Here is a 16474-nt window from a genome sequence, read left to right as displayed (position 1 = left end):
CCATGCAGCTCTGTGCGCTTATGCGGTATTAGCAGCCGTTTCCAGCTGTTATCCCCCGGTATGGGGCAGGTCACCCACGCGTTACTCACCCGTCCGCCGCTCAGTCAATTAAGAATCAATCCGAAGAAATCAACTTAACTGCTTCGCTCGACTTGCATGTGTTAAGCACGCCGCCAGCGTTCATCCTGAGCCAGGATCAAACTCTCTGATAAAATGTTTGTTCCAAGTTCAAAATCAACATACTAGCTAATTTATCCCTTTTACTGTTTTAAGGATCTTTCGATCGTTTTGAATTACTTATTCAGAACTTTCGAGGATGTGTTTCATTGTTTAATTATCAAGGATCTTTGCTGTTCTCTCGATCAGCAACTCGTTTATTTTATCAAACTCATTTGCATTTGTCAAGAACTTTTTTCAACTTTTTTCAAAGTCGAGCGGAGAAGGAGGGATTTGAACCCTCGCGCCGCTATTAACGACCTACTCCCTTTCCAGGGGAGCCCCTTCAGCCAGCTTGGGTACTTCTCCATAGTTTGCCTGATTCATAATCAGATATTCAATTAACTGAATTTTGAGCGGAGAGGGTGGGATTCGAACCCACGCGCCCTTTCGGACAAACGGTTTTCAAGACCGCCTCGTTATGACCGCTTCGATACCTCTCCGTGTGTGAATTCAAATCTCGGTAACTCCCGAAATCATCTCAGTTTTTGGCTTGTCAGCTTTGCGTTTTTTATCTCTCTCGCTCAGCGACATTCGTTATTATATCAGCAGTGTTTCAGAATGTCAACCACTTTTTTGAATTTTTTTACATTTTTTTCAATTTCTTTTTCGTTTTCGCTGTTTTTCCCCGTTTTGCAATTCACACATTTGTTTTTATCTATTTATAATTTGCTTTCTGTATTTTGCTTTTTTCTATTTTTCTGCCAGAAAGCTCTCTGCAACGAGCAGATCCTCCGGTGTTGTGATTTTTATATTTTCATAGCCGCCTTTTACCATCACTGATGCGATTCCCATCTCCTGCTCCACAACCATGGCATCGTCGGTGATTCCTTCTGTGGAATGCTGCATCAGTTTTTCGAATGCCGGAAACAGAAGCTCTGCTGCAAAGGCCTGCGGGGTCTGTGCCTGCCATACGAGATCCCTTCGCGGGCTTTCCCTTATTTTTCCGTTTTCATCGGTAAGCTTGATGGTATCCTTGACCGGCATGCCAAGGACACAGGCTTTTTCTTCTTTTACACATGCGCAGAGACGTTCCAGCATTTCCTGGTTTAAAAACGGGCGGGCGCCATCGTGAATCAGAACGTAATCGGTCTTCTGCTCCTGTTCGCTTTCCAGGCTTTTCAGCGTCTGCAATGCTTTCCAGACAGATTCATACCGTTCCCTTCCGCCTGCGCATACGGAAACAGTTTTCTTAATTCCATATTTTTCGATAATCTCTTTATGACAGTATTCTATTTTATCCGCACCTGTCACAAGAATGATCTGGTCAATCTCCGGCGAATGTTCAAAAACCTCCAGCGCGTAAACCACGACTGGTTTTCCTCCGATTTCCAGAAACTGTTTTGCTACGCTTCCGCCCATCCGGGTTCCCTTTCCGGCTGCCAGGACAACCGCAGTGTATTTTTCTTTCTTCTCGTTCATCTTTTCCTCCGTTTTCTACAAATACAAAAACTCCGCAGCAGATCTCTCTTCTCCGTTCTGCTGCGGAAGTTTCTTTTTCTTATCGTTCTCCAAGCTTCAGGTTCGGTACGGCATTCAGGTCCCAGCCGTGGCGGGTTCCCTTCTGATACTCGTAGTAAGCTGCCACACCGATCATGGCCGCATTGTCGGTACAGAAGATCGGGGACGGACGGTAAAAGCGGATGCCCTCTTTTTCACATGCTGCTTCCATCGCCGCGCGGAGTGCCCCGTTCGATGCAACGCCGCCGGCGATCGCCAGACGGTCCATATGGTAATCTTTGGCCGCACGGATGGCATTATCCACCAGAACGTCCACAACGGCCTGCTGGAAGGACGCAGCGATGTCTGCTTCGACAATTGGTTCGCCTGTCATCCGGCATTTGTTCAGATGGTTTAAAACGGCAGATTTTACGCCGCTGAAGCTGAAGTCATACGGCGCATCCTCCATGTGGGCACGCGGGAAGTCGATGGCGTGCGGGTTTCCTTCTTTTGCCAGCTTGTCGATCTTCGGTCCGCCCGGATAGCCGAGTCCGATGGCACGGGCTACCTTGTCGAAGGCTTCTCCGGCTGCGTCGTCTCTCGTTCTTCCGAGGATTTCGAAAGAACCGTAATCTTTTACAATGACAAGATGGGTATGGCCTCCGGAGATGATTTCACACAGGAATGGCGGCTCCAGATCCGGGTGTTCGATATAGTTCGCCGAGACGTGGCCTTCAATATGGTGAACGCCGACCAGCGGTTTCTTTTTTGCATAGGCGATCGCTTTTGCCTCTGCCACGCCGACGAGAAGTGCGCCGACAAGGCCAGGGCCGTACGTAACACCGATCGCATCGATATCATCCAGAGTGACATCGGCTTCTTTTAAGGCCGCTTCTACAACCTGGTTGATTTTTTCGATATGTTTTCTGGATGCAATTTCCGGCACAACGCCGCCATACAGGGTATGGATGGCGATCTGGGATGAAATAATGTTAGACAGCACACATCTTCCGTTTTTCACGACGGAGGCTGCGGTTTCATCGCAGGAGCTCTCAATTGCAAGAATCAGGGTATCTTTTTCACTCATTTTTCGTTTCCTCTTCAAATAACAGTTCTACTGATCTTCCGTCTTTTCCAAGCTCTGCGGCCGGGAAAATCTTCTGTACCTCATCCATGTACCGCTGCGGGCCGACGAGCGACGGGGAAAAGTGGGTCAGCCACATTTCGGCAGCCTCGGCATCTTTTGCCAGTTTTGCCGCCTCGTAGAAGGTCATATGCTTAAATTCTTTTGCTTTTGCCTGTTTTTCCGGCTCGCCGTACATTCCCTCGCAGATGAAAAGGTCGGAGCCTTTCGCATGTTCGGAGATCGACGGAATCGGGCGGGTATCGGTGCAGTAGGTCACCTTCAGTCCCTTTCTGGCAGGGCCGAGGACCATGTCCGGCGTATACGTCTTTCCATCCAGGGTGACAGTCTCGCCTTTCTGCAGCGGATTCCAGCATTTAATCGGAATTTCCTGTGCTTTAGCGCGCTCCACATCGAATTTTCCCTTGCGGGAGATCTCCAGTGAATAGCCGTAGCAGGTGATATTGTGCTGCACGCGGAAGGCTGTGATTTTGTAGCCGTTCATCTCGATCACTTCCTCCGGCGCTGTCACCTCGTGAAATACAATCGGGAACGGCAGCTCCGGGCAGATGACACGCAGTGAATTGACGACGCGCTCCAGGCCTTTTGGGCCGATCATGGTCAGCGGTTCTCTCCGGTCAGTGTTTCCCATCGTCAGGAGAAGTCCTGGAAGGCCGCTGATGTGGTCTGCGTGGTAATGGGTGAAGCAGATGGCATCAATCGGCTTAAAGGTCCAGCCTTTTTCCTTGATGGCAACCTGGGTTCCCTCGCCGCAGTCGATCAGAAGGCTGCTTCCGTTGTATCGGGTCATCAGGCGGTCAGGCGTCTGCCTGGCAGAGGCATCATACCGCCTGTTCCCAGTAAACATACATCTAACACGTTTTTCCTCCATATTCTATCCGGTTTTTTTGAAAGCCGGTCAGGTATTTTACGTTGAAAAAGCGTGTCCAAAACGGTTTGTTTCAGACACGCTCTCATCTTAACACAGTTTTTTCAAACACGCAATGACGCGGGTTTTATTTATTTGCTGTCATGACAGCTTCCTTCATCATGCGGACATACGTATAGATGTGCTGCTCCGCATGAGTGCCGTACTTCGCAATCATTTTGACGATAGCGCTTCCGACGATGACACCGTCCGCAATTTTTGCAATGTTGACCGCCTGATCTGTCGTGTTGATGCCGAAGCCTACGGCTACCGGAATATCGGTTACTTTGCGGATTGCGGCGATCATGGAATCGAGGTCTGTCTTGATCTCGCTTCTGACACCGGTAACGCCCAGAGACGATACGAGGTAGATAAAACCTTCGGCGTCTGCGGCAATTTTCTGGATGCGCTGCTCAGACGTCGGCGCAATCAGGGAAATGACATCTACCTGATGGCTGCGCGCAATATCGTTTAATTCGCCTTTTTCCTCATACGGCATATCCGGGATGATGATGCCATTGATGCCGACTTCCTCGCATTTTGTAAAGAACGGCTCGTATCCGTAATGGAACACCGGGTTTAAGTAGGTCATAAACACCAGCGGAATGTCTGTTTTTTTGCGCACGGAGGCTACCATATCGAAAATTTTATCGGTGGTGGTTCCGGCTTTTAAGGAACGGAGGTCTGCCTCCTGGATGACAACGCCCTCGGCGATCGGATCGGAAAACGGGATGCCGATCTCGATCAGGTCTGCGCCTGCTTTTTCGAGCTCCAGAATATAATTCTCTGTTTTTTCAATGTTCGGGTCTCCGGCTGTCAGAAACGGAATGAATGCTTTGCCGTTTGAAAATGCTTCTGTTACTTTACTCATGAAGGTCCCTCCCTCTGTATCTTGCAATGGCTGCTACGTCTTTGTCTCCGCGTCCGGACAGGCAGATGATGATGGAGTCTTCCGGATCAAATTCTTTTGCGATCTTCATCGCATGGGCTACTGCATGGGCACTCTCGATCGCACAGATGATACCCTCGGTTCTTGCGAGGTATTCAAAAGCTTCTACTGCCTCATCGTCCGTTACCGGAACGTATTCGGCGCGGCCGATGTCATGCAGATATGCATGCTCCGGTCCAATGCCCGGGTAGTCAAGGCCTGCGGAAATCGAGTAAACCGGTGCGATCTGACCGTATTTATCCTGGCAGAAGTAGGATTTCATACCGTGGAAGACGCCGAGTGTTCCGGTTGCAATGGTTGCTGCAGTCTCTGCGGTGTTGACGCCGCGTCCTGCTGCCTCGCATCCAATCAGGCGGACATTTTTGTCATTGATAAAGTTATAGAACATACCCATCGCATTGCTTCCGCCGCCGACGCATGCCATGACGGCTTTCGGGAGTTTTCCTTCTTTTTCGAGGATCTGCTCTCTTGCCTCTTTGCTGATGACAGCCTGGAAATCGCGGACGATGGTCGGGAACGGATGCGGGCCCATAACGGAACCGAGAACGTAGTGGGTGTCATCGACACGTGATACCCACTCGCGCATCGCCTCATTGACGGCATCTTTTAAGGTCATAGTTCCGGTAGTAACGGCATTTACTTTTGCACCGAGAAGCTCCATCCGGTATACATTGAGGGCCTGACGGTCGGTGTCTTCTTTTCCCATGAAGATCTCACACTCAAGTCCCATCAGCGCTGCTGCCGTTGCGGTTGCCACACCGTGCTGGCCGGCTCCGGTCTCTGCGATGACACGGGTTTTTCCCATTCTTTTTGCGAGGAGGCACTGTCCGAGCACGTTGTTGATTTTGTGGGCTCCGGTGTGGTTCAGATCCTCTCGTTTGAGGTAAATTTTTGCTCCGCCGAGATCCTTTGTCATTTTCTCTGCGTAGTAGAGAAGGGACGGGCGGCCCGCGTAATTTTTCAGCAGGTCATCGAGTTCCTGGCAGAACTCCGGATCGTTTTTATAATAATTGTACTGTTTTTCCAGATTGATAATTTCATTCATCAGAGTTTCCGGTATGTACTGGCCTCCGTGAATACCAAATCTTCCGTCAGACATGTCTTATCCTCCTTATGCATTCTGTGATTTTTTTCGGGTCCTTTACGCCGTCTGTCTCGACACCGCTGCTGATGTCGACGGCGAAGGGATGTGTCTGTAAAATCGCCTGTTCCACATTTTCGGCGTTCAGGCCTCCCGCAAGGAAATACGGGCGGTCCATGTTTCTGATCAGTGACCAGTCGAACGATTCGCCGGTACCGCCTTTTCCGTGGTCGAGAAGGATGTAATCGGCGCTGCTTTTTTTCGCCTTTTCGACGTCCTCCCTGGTTTTGATGGAAAATGCCTTGATCAGTTCCCCGCCGGTGCGGAACCGGAGCGAATGGATATATTCTTCACTCTCATTTCCGTGGAGCTGTGCCAGATCGATGACGCCCTCTTCGAGGTATCCTGCGACAATCGCCGGAAGCTCGTTCACAAAGACGCCGACCGCCTGGATTTCGGGATCCAGATAGCACCGCAGCGTCACGGCATGTTCTTTTGTAATCTGTCTGCGGCTTTTTGCAAAGACAAAGCCGACATATTCGGGCTTCAGCTCATTCACCGCATCGATGTCTTCCAGCCGTGTGAGCCCGCAGATTTTGATTCTGGTCTGTTCTTCCATAACGTTTGACTCCCCGTGCGCTCTGTTTTGTTTCGCGCACTTACGTTACCACTTTAACACATTGAAGAGAGTTTTTCAAGCTCTGCTTTTTTGTTGCTGCTCCGCATCAGCGTTTCGCCGATCAGAACGGCATCGGTTTTATTCTGATACAGTCTTCCGACATCCTCCGGCGTTTTGATGCCGCTCTCGGATACGAAAACAATGTTTTCCGGGACAAGCTCCCGCAGCCGCTCACTGTTGTGGATATCGACCGTGAAATCTTTTAAGTTGCGGTTGTTGACGCCGATGATCCTTGCTCCGGCGCGCATGGCCTGTGCAACCTCCGTCTCATTGTGGGCTTCCACAAGAGCGGAAAGGCCGAGGGAATGCGCTGTTTCCAGATATTCTTTTAAGGTTTCCTCCGGCAGCAGCGCACAGATCAGAAGGACAGCGGTGGCTCCGAGCACCTTTGCCTCGTAGATCATATAGGGATCCACGGTAAAATCTTTCCGCAGAACCGGGATGGATACGGTTTCTGCAATTTTTTTTAAGTAACGCTTGTCGCCTTTGAAGTATTCCGGCTCGGTCAGGCAGGAAATGGCGGAGGCACCGGCCGTTTCATATTCCTTTGCGATCTCCAGATAGGGGAAATCTTCTGCGATGATGCCCTTCGATGGGGAAGCTTTTTTTACCTCGCAGATAAAGGACATGCCCGGCTTTTTCAGCGCCTGTTCAAATGGGAATCCGGTGTCCGGGTTCATCGCCGTTGCTTTTTCTTTCATTTCTGCAAGAGAACACTTCTCTTTTTCTGCAGCGACACGTTTTCTTGTGGCTTCTGCAATCGTTTCCAGTATCATATGTTTATTCCTCTTCTGCCAATTTGTTGGTGAGTGACACAAACTCTTCGAGTTTTTTCTGTGCTTTTCCGCTGTCGATCAGCTCCTCTGCCAGTTTTACAGCATCCTGCATCGGGATTTCTTTTGCTGCATGAAGGGCTGCGGCGGCATTCAGGACAACAGCGTCTCTTGCCGGGCCTTTCTTTCCTGCAAGAATTTCTTTCGTAATTTCAGCATTCTCCTGCGGAGTTCCGCCGACCAGCTCTTCTTTGGTGCAGCGGGTCATGCCGAACTCTTCCGGTGTGATGACGTATTCCTCAAACGTTCCGTCCTTGATCTCGCAGACGCTTGTCGGTGCGCTTAAGGAAATTTCATCGAGGCAGTCCTGGCCGTAGACAACCATGCCGCGTTTGACACCAAGATTGAAGAGAACTTCTGCCATCGGGCGGACAAGTGCTTCCTCGTAGACACCCATCACCTGCATCGTGGCTGCTGCCGGGTTGGTCAGCGGTCCGAGGATGTTGAAAATGGTCCGGATGCCGAGCATCTTGCGGACCGGTGCCACGTATTTCATGGACATGTGGTATTTCTGTGCGAACAGGAAACAGATTCCAAGTTTTTCCAGAACTTCTTTGTTTTTCTCCGGCTCCAGGTCGATTTTGACGCCGAGCGCTTCGAGACAGTCGGCTGCGCCGGATTTGCTCGATGCGGCGCGGTTTCCGTGTTTTGCAACTGCGACGCCGCCTGCAGAGATCACAAGGGATGCTGTTGTGGAGATGTTGAAGGAATTGGATTTATCTCCGCCGGTTCCGACGATTTCCAAAACATCCTTGTCATGTTCCATGTGAACACCGTGCTTTCTCATGCCGTTGGCACATGCGGTGATCTCTTCGATTGTCTCGCCTTTCATCGTCATGGCAGTTAAAAATGCGCTGATCTGGATCGGATCGGCTTTTCCTCCCATGATTTCATCCATGGCGCCCTCTGCCATCTCGTAGGTTAAGTTCTCTTTATTTACCAGTTTTACAATCGCTTCCCGAATCATATTCTGTTCCTCTCTTTCTTTGCTGTCCTGTGATCTATCTTGTAATTTTTAAGAAGTTTTCTACCATCTGTCTGCCCTGCGGGGTCAGAATGGATTCCGGATGAAACTGGACTCCGTAGATCTTTTTCTCACTGTCCTCGACTGCCATGACCTCGCCGTCTGCAGTTCTTGCCGTTACCTTTAAGGTTTCCGGCAGTGTCGCTTCATCAGCTGCGAGGGAATGGTATCTTGCAACCGAAACGGTTTCCGGCAGCCCCTGGAATAATTCCGAGGTAAGATCCAGCGTTGTCTCGGACTGTTTGCCGTGCATCAGCTGTTTCGCATAGGTGACGGTCGCGCCGTACGCGGCACAGATTGCCTGATGGCCGAGGCAGACACCGAGGATCGGGATCTCGCCGCCTAATTTTTCTACAATCTCCATGCATCGGCCTGCCTGCTCCGGACGGCCCGGTCCGGGAGATAAAATGATGGATGCCGGTGCCAGTGCGCAGATTTCGTCGATCGTCATCTCATCGTTCCGGATGACCTTCATGTCCGGATTGATCGAACCGGCGAGCTGATACAGGTTATAGGAAAAACTGTCATAATTATCTACCAGCAGTATCATAAGTTGCTTCCTCCTTCTGCCTCTGCAAGTGCGATCATCACGGCCTTTGCTTTGTTGATGCATTCCTGATGCTCTTTTTCCGGTACGCTGTCGGCTACAATGCCGGCACCGGAGCGGACGAACACTTTTCCGTTTTTCTTAAACGCAAGCCGGATTGCAATGCAGGTGTCCATATTTCCGGTGAAATCCAGATAGCCGATCGCACCGCCGTAAATGCCGCGCTTGTTGTTTTCCAGCTCGTTGATGATCTGGCAGGCACGGAGCTTTGGTGCACCGGAGAGGGTTCCGGCCGGGAGAACGGAATCGATGGCATCGACTGCGGTCTTGTCTTTCCGAAGCTGTCCTTTTACAGTGGAACCGATGTGCATGACGTGGGAGTAACACTCGATTGACATGTATTTTTCTACTTCCACGGTTCCGAAATCACAGATCTTTCCGAGATCGTTTCTTCCCAGATCGACCAGCATATTGTGCTCGGCACGCTCTTTTTCATCGGCGAGGAGTTCTTTTTCCAGCCGCTGGTCTTCTTCATAGCTCTTTCCTCTCGGCCGCGTTCCGGCAAGCGGGAAGGTCCGGACCTCTCCGTCCTCGACTTTTACAAGAGTTTCCGGGGATGCACCGGCGATCTCGACATCATCACTCGAGAAGTAGAACATGTACGGCGACGGGTTCGTCGTGCGGAGGACGCGGTACGTATCGAGGAGGCTTCCCTCAAAATCAGCTTCGAGCCGGTTGGAGAGAACGAGCTGGAAGAGGTCTCCCTCGTGGATATAATGTTTGACCTGCTCGACTTTCTCACAGTACGCTTTCTCATCGAAGAGCGGGCGGAACTCGGATTTCAGGTGGCCGGCTTTCGTCTCGGCCGGTTTTCCGAAGCGGATCAGCTCTTCCATTTTTTCGAGTTCCTGTACGGCTTTTTCGTAATTTTCTTCGAGATTTTCGGTTTCGATATTAATCATCAGTACGATTTTCTGACGGTAATTATCATAGGCGATGACCTTATCGAACAGCATCAGGTCGACATCTTTGAAATGTTCTTGATCTTCTGCGTCCAGCTTTAAGGTCGGCTCGCTGTACTTGATGTAATCGTAAGAGAAGTATCCGACGAGGCCGCCGGTGAAGGTCGGCAGTGTCGCGATCTTCGGACTTTTATTTTTCTCAATCAGGGTTTTGATGACGGCTCCCGGATGGGCTGTCTTTGCGGTCAGCCGGATCTGTCCGGTCGGAAGCTGTTCTTTGCGGCTTTCCGGAATATCTTCTACTTTTTTCATCTCTGCCGCATCGGCGGTGATTGTCAGGTTTCCGTTGACACAGGTGAGTTCCAGCGACGGATCGTAGCCGAGAAAGGTGTATCTTCCCCACTGTTTTTTATCCTCCACGCTTTCGAGCATGTAGCAGTGGCTGCTGACGCCCTGCAGGACTTTCAGTGTTTCTACTGGTGTACGGATATCCGAATAAATTTCTCTGCTTACCGGGATTTTCCGAAAAGCTCCCGATGCGGCTGCTTTTGAAATTTCTTCTAACGTCATCTGTTTCATCTTGTTATCTCCTCTCCTTGTGTCTGCAAAGGCTGTCATCAACACTGGTCCTCAGAACCAATTTCTGATATACAAAAAACCGCCCCCGGCAAAGAATCACTTTGTTCTTTGCCAAGGGCGGGTATATTTTTATACTCGTGGTGCCACCTTGTTTTGCGATTGCTCACACGCTCTGCAGAATACGATCATATTCCTGGCAACTAACGTATGCCTGCACGTTACAGAATACTCAGACGGTTTCCCGCTTTTCCCTGTACCCTCCGTGGTCCATTTGCTGATCCGCTTTCTGTCCGGCTTCCACCTGCCCGGGCTCTCTGTGAGTGCGCTTCCAACGTTATCTCCACTTCATCGGTTTCGAAGTATTTATTTTTTTCTTATGGGCCGTATTATAGTCCCATTCTTTTTTGCTGTCAAGTAATTTTTTTGTTCCTTTTGTTCAAAGTCCGGTATTTTTATGATATTCCCGTGTCCACGCCGCAAGAGCTTCGTCCAGATCGCGCGGGAGCTCGACCTGCATTGCCTCGGTGATCTGGCGGTCCATCTCCCGTTTCGTCTCGGCATCCACTTTCCGCTCGGTGCACATCTGCTCATAGGCGTCCTGTCCTTTGCTCATGTAGACCGCAAACAGCCAGCTCTTTAATGATGCTTTCGTGTGCAGCTCTTCATTTGCTTTCTGAAAGCACATAAGTGCTTCATTCATCTGGAACAGACTTGCGTAGGCACAGCCCATGTTGTTGTAAATACTTCCGGTGAACTGGCTTCCCATGTTGGTTTCGTTTTCCTCGGTATCTTTCAGCGTTTCCTGGTAAACCTGGATCGCATTGATATATTTTTCGTGGTCGACAAGGTAATCTCCCTTGATTTTTTTCCGCACAATCTCCGGCTGCTCCTCGAACCGTTTCAGGCGCTCATTCATCTCACGGAACTGATCGTGGGAAAGATAATTGATCTCCTTGAAGATCGGCAGGATAAACTCACCGATGTTCTTTTTCTCCTCCAGAAGGACGTAGAGACGCTGGTACAGTCTTCTTAAGTGGAGTTCTTCTTTCATCCACACCAGCAGCTGCTCGTTAATGATGGTCTCGTCCAGCAGATAGATGTTGTGGTACAGATAATAGCACAGTTCCTCGATGGAATATATATTTGTGCTGATGTTGGAAATATAATACGGATTTTTCGCCCGTTTGACCTGACATAAAATATAACCGCTCATCGTTTACACCTCCCCCATCGTCTCGTGCCAGATTTTGTGACTTGCCGGGAACATATCGCCAAAACCTAAATCCTCTGCGGTGATCTGACACGTAACCGGAGAATCATACTCCAGACGCAGACGGATCCGTGTTGTCTTCGGCGGCCGTTTGGGCAGCCCGTCCAGCTTCATGGTATAGCGGTTTCGTTTTCCGCTTTCCATGGAACTTACAACAAATTCCAGCTCCTCCGTTCCGTCGAGGATCAGCTCACATTCTTTTTCTGCTTCATACCAGTTCACACCGGCTGCAATCAGCGCATAGTATGCCGGAGAACCATTAATCGTCATCTCCATGCCGATGTTGTAGCGCACGAGGTCATTTCCGAGGAAGAGATAGCCCTTTAAGCGGCGCTCCTCCACTTTTTCGCGCGCGGAAAAGCAGGCACCCTGTGCAAACAGGTTCGTTCCGCCGAAGATTCTTCTCTGGTTTTTCTTTAACTGACGCAGAGAGTTGTCGGCCCAGGCAAGGTCGAACTCCTCGCTCACCAGAAATACGCTGGAATAAATTTCATTCCCCATCGCTTCTCCCATCAGATGGCAGAAATCGCGGTCGCGCTCCATCGGCTCGATCGAAAGTGCGGCTTTTGGCCCCCGTTTTACGGTCACAGTTGCCGGCTTCGTTTTACGGCTGATGGAAAGTTCAGAAAACGATGCTTCCTCATCTTTCAGGAAAAACAGACCGACTTTACGGCTCCAGAGCTCCGGCTTCTGGTTCAGCACATGGCAGTAAAAGCTCTCGTCATGCTCCTGCAGGTAGGCTCTGCCGCGCGGCAGTCCGATTATCTTGTATGCTTCACGCACATTTTCCACAAATGGACGGGTCAGATGGCCCGTGGTGATCATCATCACCTGGATCTGCTGGTCCGGGCGCTCGATGCCGATCATCTTCAATGCTTCGCGAAGGAACGTGCCAAGGACTTCTCCCGGCGTATAATCCCGGTTTTCGATCTGGCAGATGCGGGATCCCATGCAGATCTCGTACAGATTGTCCAGCCAGATGCCGTTTTCCGCGTGAGCAGATTTTTCTGCATCCGGTCCTGTTTTCCACGTTTCCTCATTCCGTTTTTTGGCAATGGCGGTCGGAAATTCCACCGCCTCTTCTCCTTCTTTTACCGGGATGGAACGGCCGTATGGGTTCCCCTGTCATAGCAGCAGAACTGGGAATATTTCTCTCCAAAATCAAATCCTAAAATTAAATTTTTCTGTTCCATGTCGTATCCTCCTGCTGCTTCTTTTCATCCACAAGTGCAAAACAGTTCCGAACCAGAGCCTCCTGCTGCAGATACTTTTGGAATGCTTCTTCTGCTTTTTCCGAATCTCCTGCCGCGCGCGCTGCTTTCATCTGATTCAGAAGCTGGTACCGCGTCTTTCCTGCTTTTGGTTCGCCGGTCATGGAGACGGTTTTCACCTCTGTTTTTCCCTCACCCTGACGGTTCGTAAAGGTCAGGTAATACTCCATTTTCTCGCCGTAGAACAGCAGAAACTCTTTCACAAAAATGCCCTGATACATATTGCGCATCGGTTCGCTCTTCCATGTTTCTTCGGCGTTTGTCCGGTAATGAATCGTCACCTTTGCCTCCGCTCTCTGGCGCTCCTCGATGAACATGCGGTCGCCGATCTGGAAGCCTTCGGTCAGGTGCTCCGGCAGATCCTTGTAGAAGGCAAAGCGGAGTCCCTGTTTTGTAAACGCCAGAAGCAGGGTATGCGCCTCTTTTTCTTCCTCCTCAGAAAGCTGCGGCTTCGTGGAAAGATGTTTCAGCATCGCAAAACGGCAGATCTCGTCCAGCTCCCAGCCCTGTTTCCAGGCGCGGTCCAAGTAGTCAAACATCTGATCCGAAAGCGGTTTTCCGTCCATAAAATAGCCGATCGCAAGATACGTCAGGTATGCCAGAATGACATGCTCTTTTCCGCTCTGGCGGATGTAGCTCTCCAGCATTTCCTGCTCCCACTTCGGGTGGCTGCGCACAAAGACGGACCAGGTCAGAATGCGCTCCTCCAGCTTGTCGCTCTCCATCTGAAAGCCGCGGATTTTATCCCATAAACTGCACATATCCTCAATAGAACCGGTGAAATAATCTCTCAGATAGCACAATACAATTTCATCGTAAATGCCCTGTTTTACCACGTAGGATGCCAGATAGAGAAGCTCCTCGTCCTCTGTAAACTCTTTTTCCAGAATCATCGCATGCGCCAGACGGAAGAGACACGACACCGGGATCTTTTCGTAGCCGTACCGATCCGTCAGGGCAAAGGCGCGGCTGTAACAGCCGTAGCGTACCAGAAGCTCGATCGTAGAAATACGGTCCACCTTTGCGTAAGCGCTGTCCTCCAGCTCTGCAACAGCTGCCTCGGTCTCACGCTCATCCGGATGGGCAAGATAGTATTCCAGCAGTTTCTGACGCACTGTTTTCCGGTAAGCACTGGAAAATGCGCTCGTGCGCGCTGTCTGCTGATACCAGGCAAGATTTTCTGCGGTAAGCTGCATCTCCTCTTCCTGCTCCCCGCACAGGTGCAGCAGCAGACCCGGATTTTCAATGGCAAAACCGCCGCAGGCACGGGCAAGCTCTTCATCCGTAAACAATGGCTCTACGCGGCAGGTTTCTGTCACCGCATATCTTCTGCGCTGCTCATCTTCGAGAAGAATCCGCGCTTTTTTGCCGTACAGACGGATATAAGCACCCTGTTCCGTCATCGGATAAGACGTTTCGCCCGCCATCGCCGGATGGCAGACGATCACACGCGTGATTTTCGGATTTTCACACGTTACATGATGGGTAAACAGCACATTTGCGATCGCTTTTGCGCTGTCGGGATCTTCCGGTTTTTTCAGAAAAGTCCGGTACAGTGCGGCGTATTCGCGGTTCATGCGGCCTTTCTGGATCTGTCTTGCCGTGAAAACCTCCATCGCCGGGCGGTAGCTCTGGAATGTATGGCGGTCTTTTTCGCGGTTTTTGATCACGTTGGCGTAGATCAGCGCTTTCTTCTGGCCTGCCAGTGTGTTGCTGTAGGAGAAATACATCCGGATGACCTGCGGAAGGACCTCGTCGAACGACGCATCCATCGTTTCGATATAGTACTCGTACAGGCGCGTGATGCGGATGTTCCGCTCCACGGCTTTTGCATACCACGGGAAATATTCCTTCCGCACCGGGCGGCCCTTCATCACCAGTTTGCAGATGGCTTCGAGCACTTCATCGGATGGAAAACGCTCATAGCCCGCAGTCAGAATCTGATAGACATTCTCATCGAACGTTTTCATCGTCTCTGTAAGATAAGCGGCCCGTTTTAACAGTTCCCCGCTTAAAATGCCTTCTTTCTGCGCAAATTTCAGCACCTGAACGGTGAACGGCGAAATCCGGCGGAGCTGTCCCTCCTGGCGGAGATAGAGCTGTGCCGCATCCAGATACAGAAGCGGGCTCTTGCACCCGCACTCATAGCAAAGTTCCATCGCGTAGAGCTGACGGGTCAGCGACTGCTGCCAGGAATCGTCGGCATCAATGGCAAGCTTTAACAGAAAATAGCTTGCACTCTCCTGCCGCATCAGTGTTCCAAGGCGTGATACCAGCTCGGTATGGCCCACTTCCATTTTCAGCTTCCATGCCAGATACAGGTACGCTCCTTTTTTCTCCGCGGTGTCCAGCAGTTCCTGATGCTCTTTTACGTAAGAAAGCGTTTCTCTTGCTTTTCCGGTTTCCTCATGGCTCTCGTACAGCCATGCTTTTCCCAGCGTCACCCACGCCATGTCTCCGCCGGCTTTTTCGAACTGCTCGATGGCCTCCCAGGTGTCCTGATACCAGGTACGGTAGTCGCGTTTATGGACTGCCAGATCGAGATAGCCGCGCGCGATGGCAGTTATCTGACGGTCGCGCTCCGTATTTTTCCTGCTGGTCACATGCTTTTCGCTGTTTGTCACTTCCAGTTCAAAGCGAAGCTCCTGTTTTCCCTGACGCACCGTAATTCTGCCGTAATGGCGGCCGTTCCCGATTTTCTCCTGATGGATAATGTATTCCACACCGTAGACGCTTCCGATGAAATCTTCTGAAGTGACGACTTTCTTTTCCACTTCCAGAAAGTCTCCCTGCACCTCGATTTCCATGCGGACGTAGCCCAGGTATTTTTATACAGATACAGTGTTTCCTTGCGCGGCTGGTCCACGGTAAGCACAGTTTTCTCCGGCTGTTCCGCCGAAAGCATCACCGGCTCTTTCTGACCGAGGGCAACCAGAAATTCCTCCAGATGCTGAAATGTCACCGGCTTGTGGGACAGTCCCTGATAAAGTGCCATCTGCTCCGGTGCCTCTTTCTGAAGAAGACGTGCAAACTCTTTTTTTACAAAGAAGCGGTACGCTGCGCCGAAATCATGGCTTGCCAGATGCACAAAATCTGCCAGGGAATGAATCTCCTGCCCGGAAATGTTCATTGTCTTTCCCGCAATCGAGACGTGTACCCGCACGCAGCGTTCCTCCAGATTGCTGCTGACGGTGATGTTTCCACAGATTTCATCGCCTGCTTTTAATCCGCTGGTATCCACGCCGTACTCAATCGTACTCGCCGTTCCCTGGAACTGATTTTTCGCCAGAACGATTCTCTGATGATCTGTGGTCACAATTCCTTTTACTCTTCTCCCGTCTTCCGCTCCGATATTCAGCTCTCCGCGGAAATTCTGCCCCTCGTCCAGCGTCAGGGCCACCTCCGTCTCGGACAGCAGCAGATGGGGAACCTCATATTCAAATCTGCCGTTCAGCAGTTGTTCCAATCTTCTTCTCAATGTTTTTCACCTTATTTTATCTAAATCGTTTTCGTTCTTTTCCACAACGTCTGATTATACCCCAAGACGCACGGGATTGCAACGGAAAGGGGAC

General features: G+C 50.6%; 12 protein-coding genes, 2 tRNA genes, 1 rRNA gene and 2 pseudogenes. All 17 read right to left on the bottom strand.

Annotated features, from left to right (window positions below):
* Nucleotides 1-212 (bottom strand): 16S ribosomal RNA (locus DXA93_RS04480); the annotation flags it as partial.
* Between the two features lie 223 nt (nucleotides 213-435).
* A tRNA-Ser gene (locus DXA93_RS04475) sits at nucleotides 436-525 on the bottom strand.
* Between the two features lie 48 nt (nucleotides 526-573).
* Nucleotides 574-659 (bottom strand) — tRNA-Ser (locus tag DXA93_RS04470).
* Between the two features lie 250 nt (nucleotides 660-909).
* A complete protein-coding gene (gene ispD / locus DXA93_RS04465; protein WP_119207784.1) occupies nucleotides 910-1638 on the bottom strand; it encodes a 2-C-methyl-D-erythritol 4-phosphate cytidylyltransferase in 729 nt (242 codons plus the stop codon).
* A gap of 79 nt (nucleotides 1639-1717) precedes the next feature.
* A complete protein-coding gene (tsaD, locus tag DXA93_RS04460; protein ID WP_022462650.1) occupies nucleotides 1718-2743 on the bottom strand; it encodes a tRNA (adenosine(37)-N6)-threonylcarbamoyltransferase complex transferase subunit TsaD in 1026 nt (341 codons plus the stop codon).
* Nucleotides 2736-3658: pseudogene (locus DXA93_RS04455) on the bottom strand (ribonuclease Z). The gene tsaD and the pseudogene DXA93_RS04455 overlap by 8 nt, the downstream one beginning before the upstream one ends.
* A 137-nt stretch (nucleotides 3659-3795) precedes the next feature.
* A complete protein-coding gene (gene trpA, locus DXA93_RS04450) occupies nucleotides 3796-4578 on the bottom strand; it encodes a tryptophan synthase subunit alpha (RefSeq protein WP_119207783.1) in 783 nt (260 codons plus the stop codon).
* Nucleotides 4571-5755, bottom strand: coding sequence for a tryptophan synthase subunit beta (trpB, locus tag DXA93_RS04445; RefSeq protein WP_022462653.1), 1185 nt, complete (start codon nucleotides 5753-5755; stop codon nucleotides 4571-4573). Before trpB ends, trpA begins: the two co-directional genes overlap by 8 nt.
* Complete coding sequence (locus tag DXA93_RS04440) at nucleotides 5748-6356, bottom strand: phosphoribosylanthranilate isomerase (protein ID WP_118640487.1); 609 nt, start codon at nucleotides 6354-6356, stop codon at nucleotides 5748-5750. The genes trpB and DXA93_RS04440 overlap by 8 nt, the downstream gene beginning before the upstream one ends.
* Nucleotides 6357-6409: 53 nt before the next feature.
* Nucleotides 6410-7192 (bottom strand): indole-3-glycerol phosphate synthase TrpC, encoded by a 783-nt coding sequence (gene trpC / locus DXA93_RS04435; protein WP_119207782.1) that lies wholly within the window; start codon nucleotides 7190-7192, stop codon nucleotides 6410-6412.
* A gap of 4 nt (nucleotides 7193-7196) precedes the next feature.
* Nucleotides 7197-8216 carry an anthranilate phosphoribosyltransferase gene (trpD, locus tag DXA93_RS04430; RefSeq protein ID WP_117804939.1) on the bottom strand — a complete coding sequence of 340 codons (1020 nt, stop codon included), beginning with the start codon at nucleotides 8214-8216 and terminating at the stop codon, nucleotides 7197-7199.
* A 34-nt stretch (nucleotides 8217-8250) separates the two neighbouring features.
* Nucleotides 8251-8823, bottom strand: a complete 573-nt coding sequence (locus DXA93_RS04425; protein ID WP_119207781.1) for an anthranilate synthase component II — start codon at nucleotides 8821-8823, stop codon at nucleotides 8251-8253.
* Nucleotides 8820-10361 carry an anthranilate synthase component I gene (trpE, locus tag DXA93_RS04420; protein WP_119207780.1) on the bottom strand — a complete coding sequence of 514 codons (1542 nt, stop codon included), beginning with the start codon at nucleotides 10359-10361 and terminating at the stop codon, nucleotides 8820-8822. Before trpE ends, DXA93_RS04425 begins: the two co-directional genes overlap by 4 nt.
* A gap of 436 nt (nucleotides 10362-10797) precedes the next feature.
* Complete coding sequence (locus tag DXA93_RS04415) at nucleotides 10798-11574, bottom strand: hypothetical protein (RefSeq protein ID WP_117804937.1); 777 nt, start codon at nucleotides 11572-11574, stop codon at nucleotides 10798-10800.
* A gap of 3 nt (nucleotides 11575-11577) precedes the next feature.
* Nucleotides 11578-12705, bottom strand: coding sequence for a DUF5716 family protein (locus DXA93_RS04410; protein ID WP_119207779.1), 1128 nt, complete (start codon nucleotides 12703-12705; stop codon nucleotides 11578-11580).
* Nucleotides 12706-12805: 100 nt separating this feature from the next.
* The gene (locus DXA93_RS18305; protein WP_243109146.1) at nucleotides 12806-13795 is read right to left on the bottom strand and encodes a DUF5717 family protein; all 990 of its coding nucleotides are present in this window, start codon (nucleotides 13793-13795) and stop codon (nucleotides 12806-12808) included.
* Between the two features lie 39 nt (nucleotides 13796-13834).
* Nucleotides 13835-16368, bottom strand: a pseudogene (locus tag DXA93_RS18300) (DUF5717 family protein); the annotation flags it as partial.
* Nucleotides 16369-16474: the final 106 nt, after the last annotated feature.

This window comes from Blautia sp. OF09-25XD (assembly GCF_003482095.1).
GTDB lineage: Bacteria > Bacillota > Clostridia > Lachnospirales > Lachnospiraceae > Fusicatenibacter > Fusicatenibacter saccharivorans.
This window is presented reverse-complemented; position numbering and strand designations above follow the sequence as displayed.

Coding starts and splice junctions, on each gene's coding strand:
- ispD (WP_119207784.1), bottom strand. CDS start 1,638: ATGAACGAGAAGAAAGAAAAATACACTGCGGTTGTCCTGGCAGCCGGA.
- tsaD (WP_022462650.1), bottom strand. CDS start 2,743: ATGAGTGAAAAAGATACCCTGATTCTTGCAATTGAGAGCTCCTGCGAT.
- trpA (WP_119207783.1), bottom strand. CDS start 4,578: ATGAGTAAAGTAACAGAAGCATTTTCAAACGGCAAAGCATTCATTCCG.
- trpB (WP_022462653.1), bottom strand. CDS start 5,755: ATGTCTGACGGAAGATTTGGTATTCACGGAGGCCAGTACATACCGGAA.
- DXA93_RS04440 (WP_118640487.1), bottom strand. CDS start 6,356: ATGGAAGAACAGACCAGAATCAAAATCTGCGGGCTCACACGGCTGGAA.
- trpC (WP_119207782.1), bottom strand. CDS start 7,192: ATGATACTGGAAACGATTGCAGAAGCCACAAGAAAACGTGTCGCTGCA.
- trpD (WP_117804939.1), bottom strand. CDS start 8,216: ATGATTCGGGAAGCGATTGTAAAACTGGTAAATAAAGAGAACTTAACC.
- DXA93_RS04425 (WP_119207781.1), bottom strand. CDS start 8,823: ATGATACTGCTGGTAGATAATTATGACAGTTTTTCCTATAACCTGTAT.
- trpE (WP_119207780.1), bottom strand. CDS start 10,361: ATGAAACAGATGACGTTAGAAGAAATTTCAAAAGCAGCCGCATCGGGA.
- DXA93_RS04415 (WP_117804937.1), bottom strand. CDS start 11,574: ATGAGCGGTTATATTTTATGTCAGGTCAAACGGGCGAAAAATCCGTAT.
- DXA93_RS18305 (WP_243109146.1), bottom strand. CDS start 13,795: ATGATTCTGGAAAAAGAGTTTACAGAGGACGAGGAGCTTCTCTATCTG.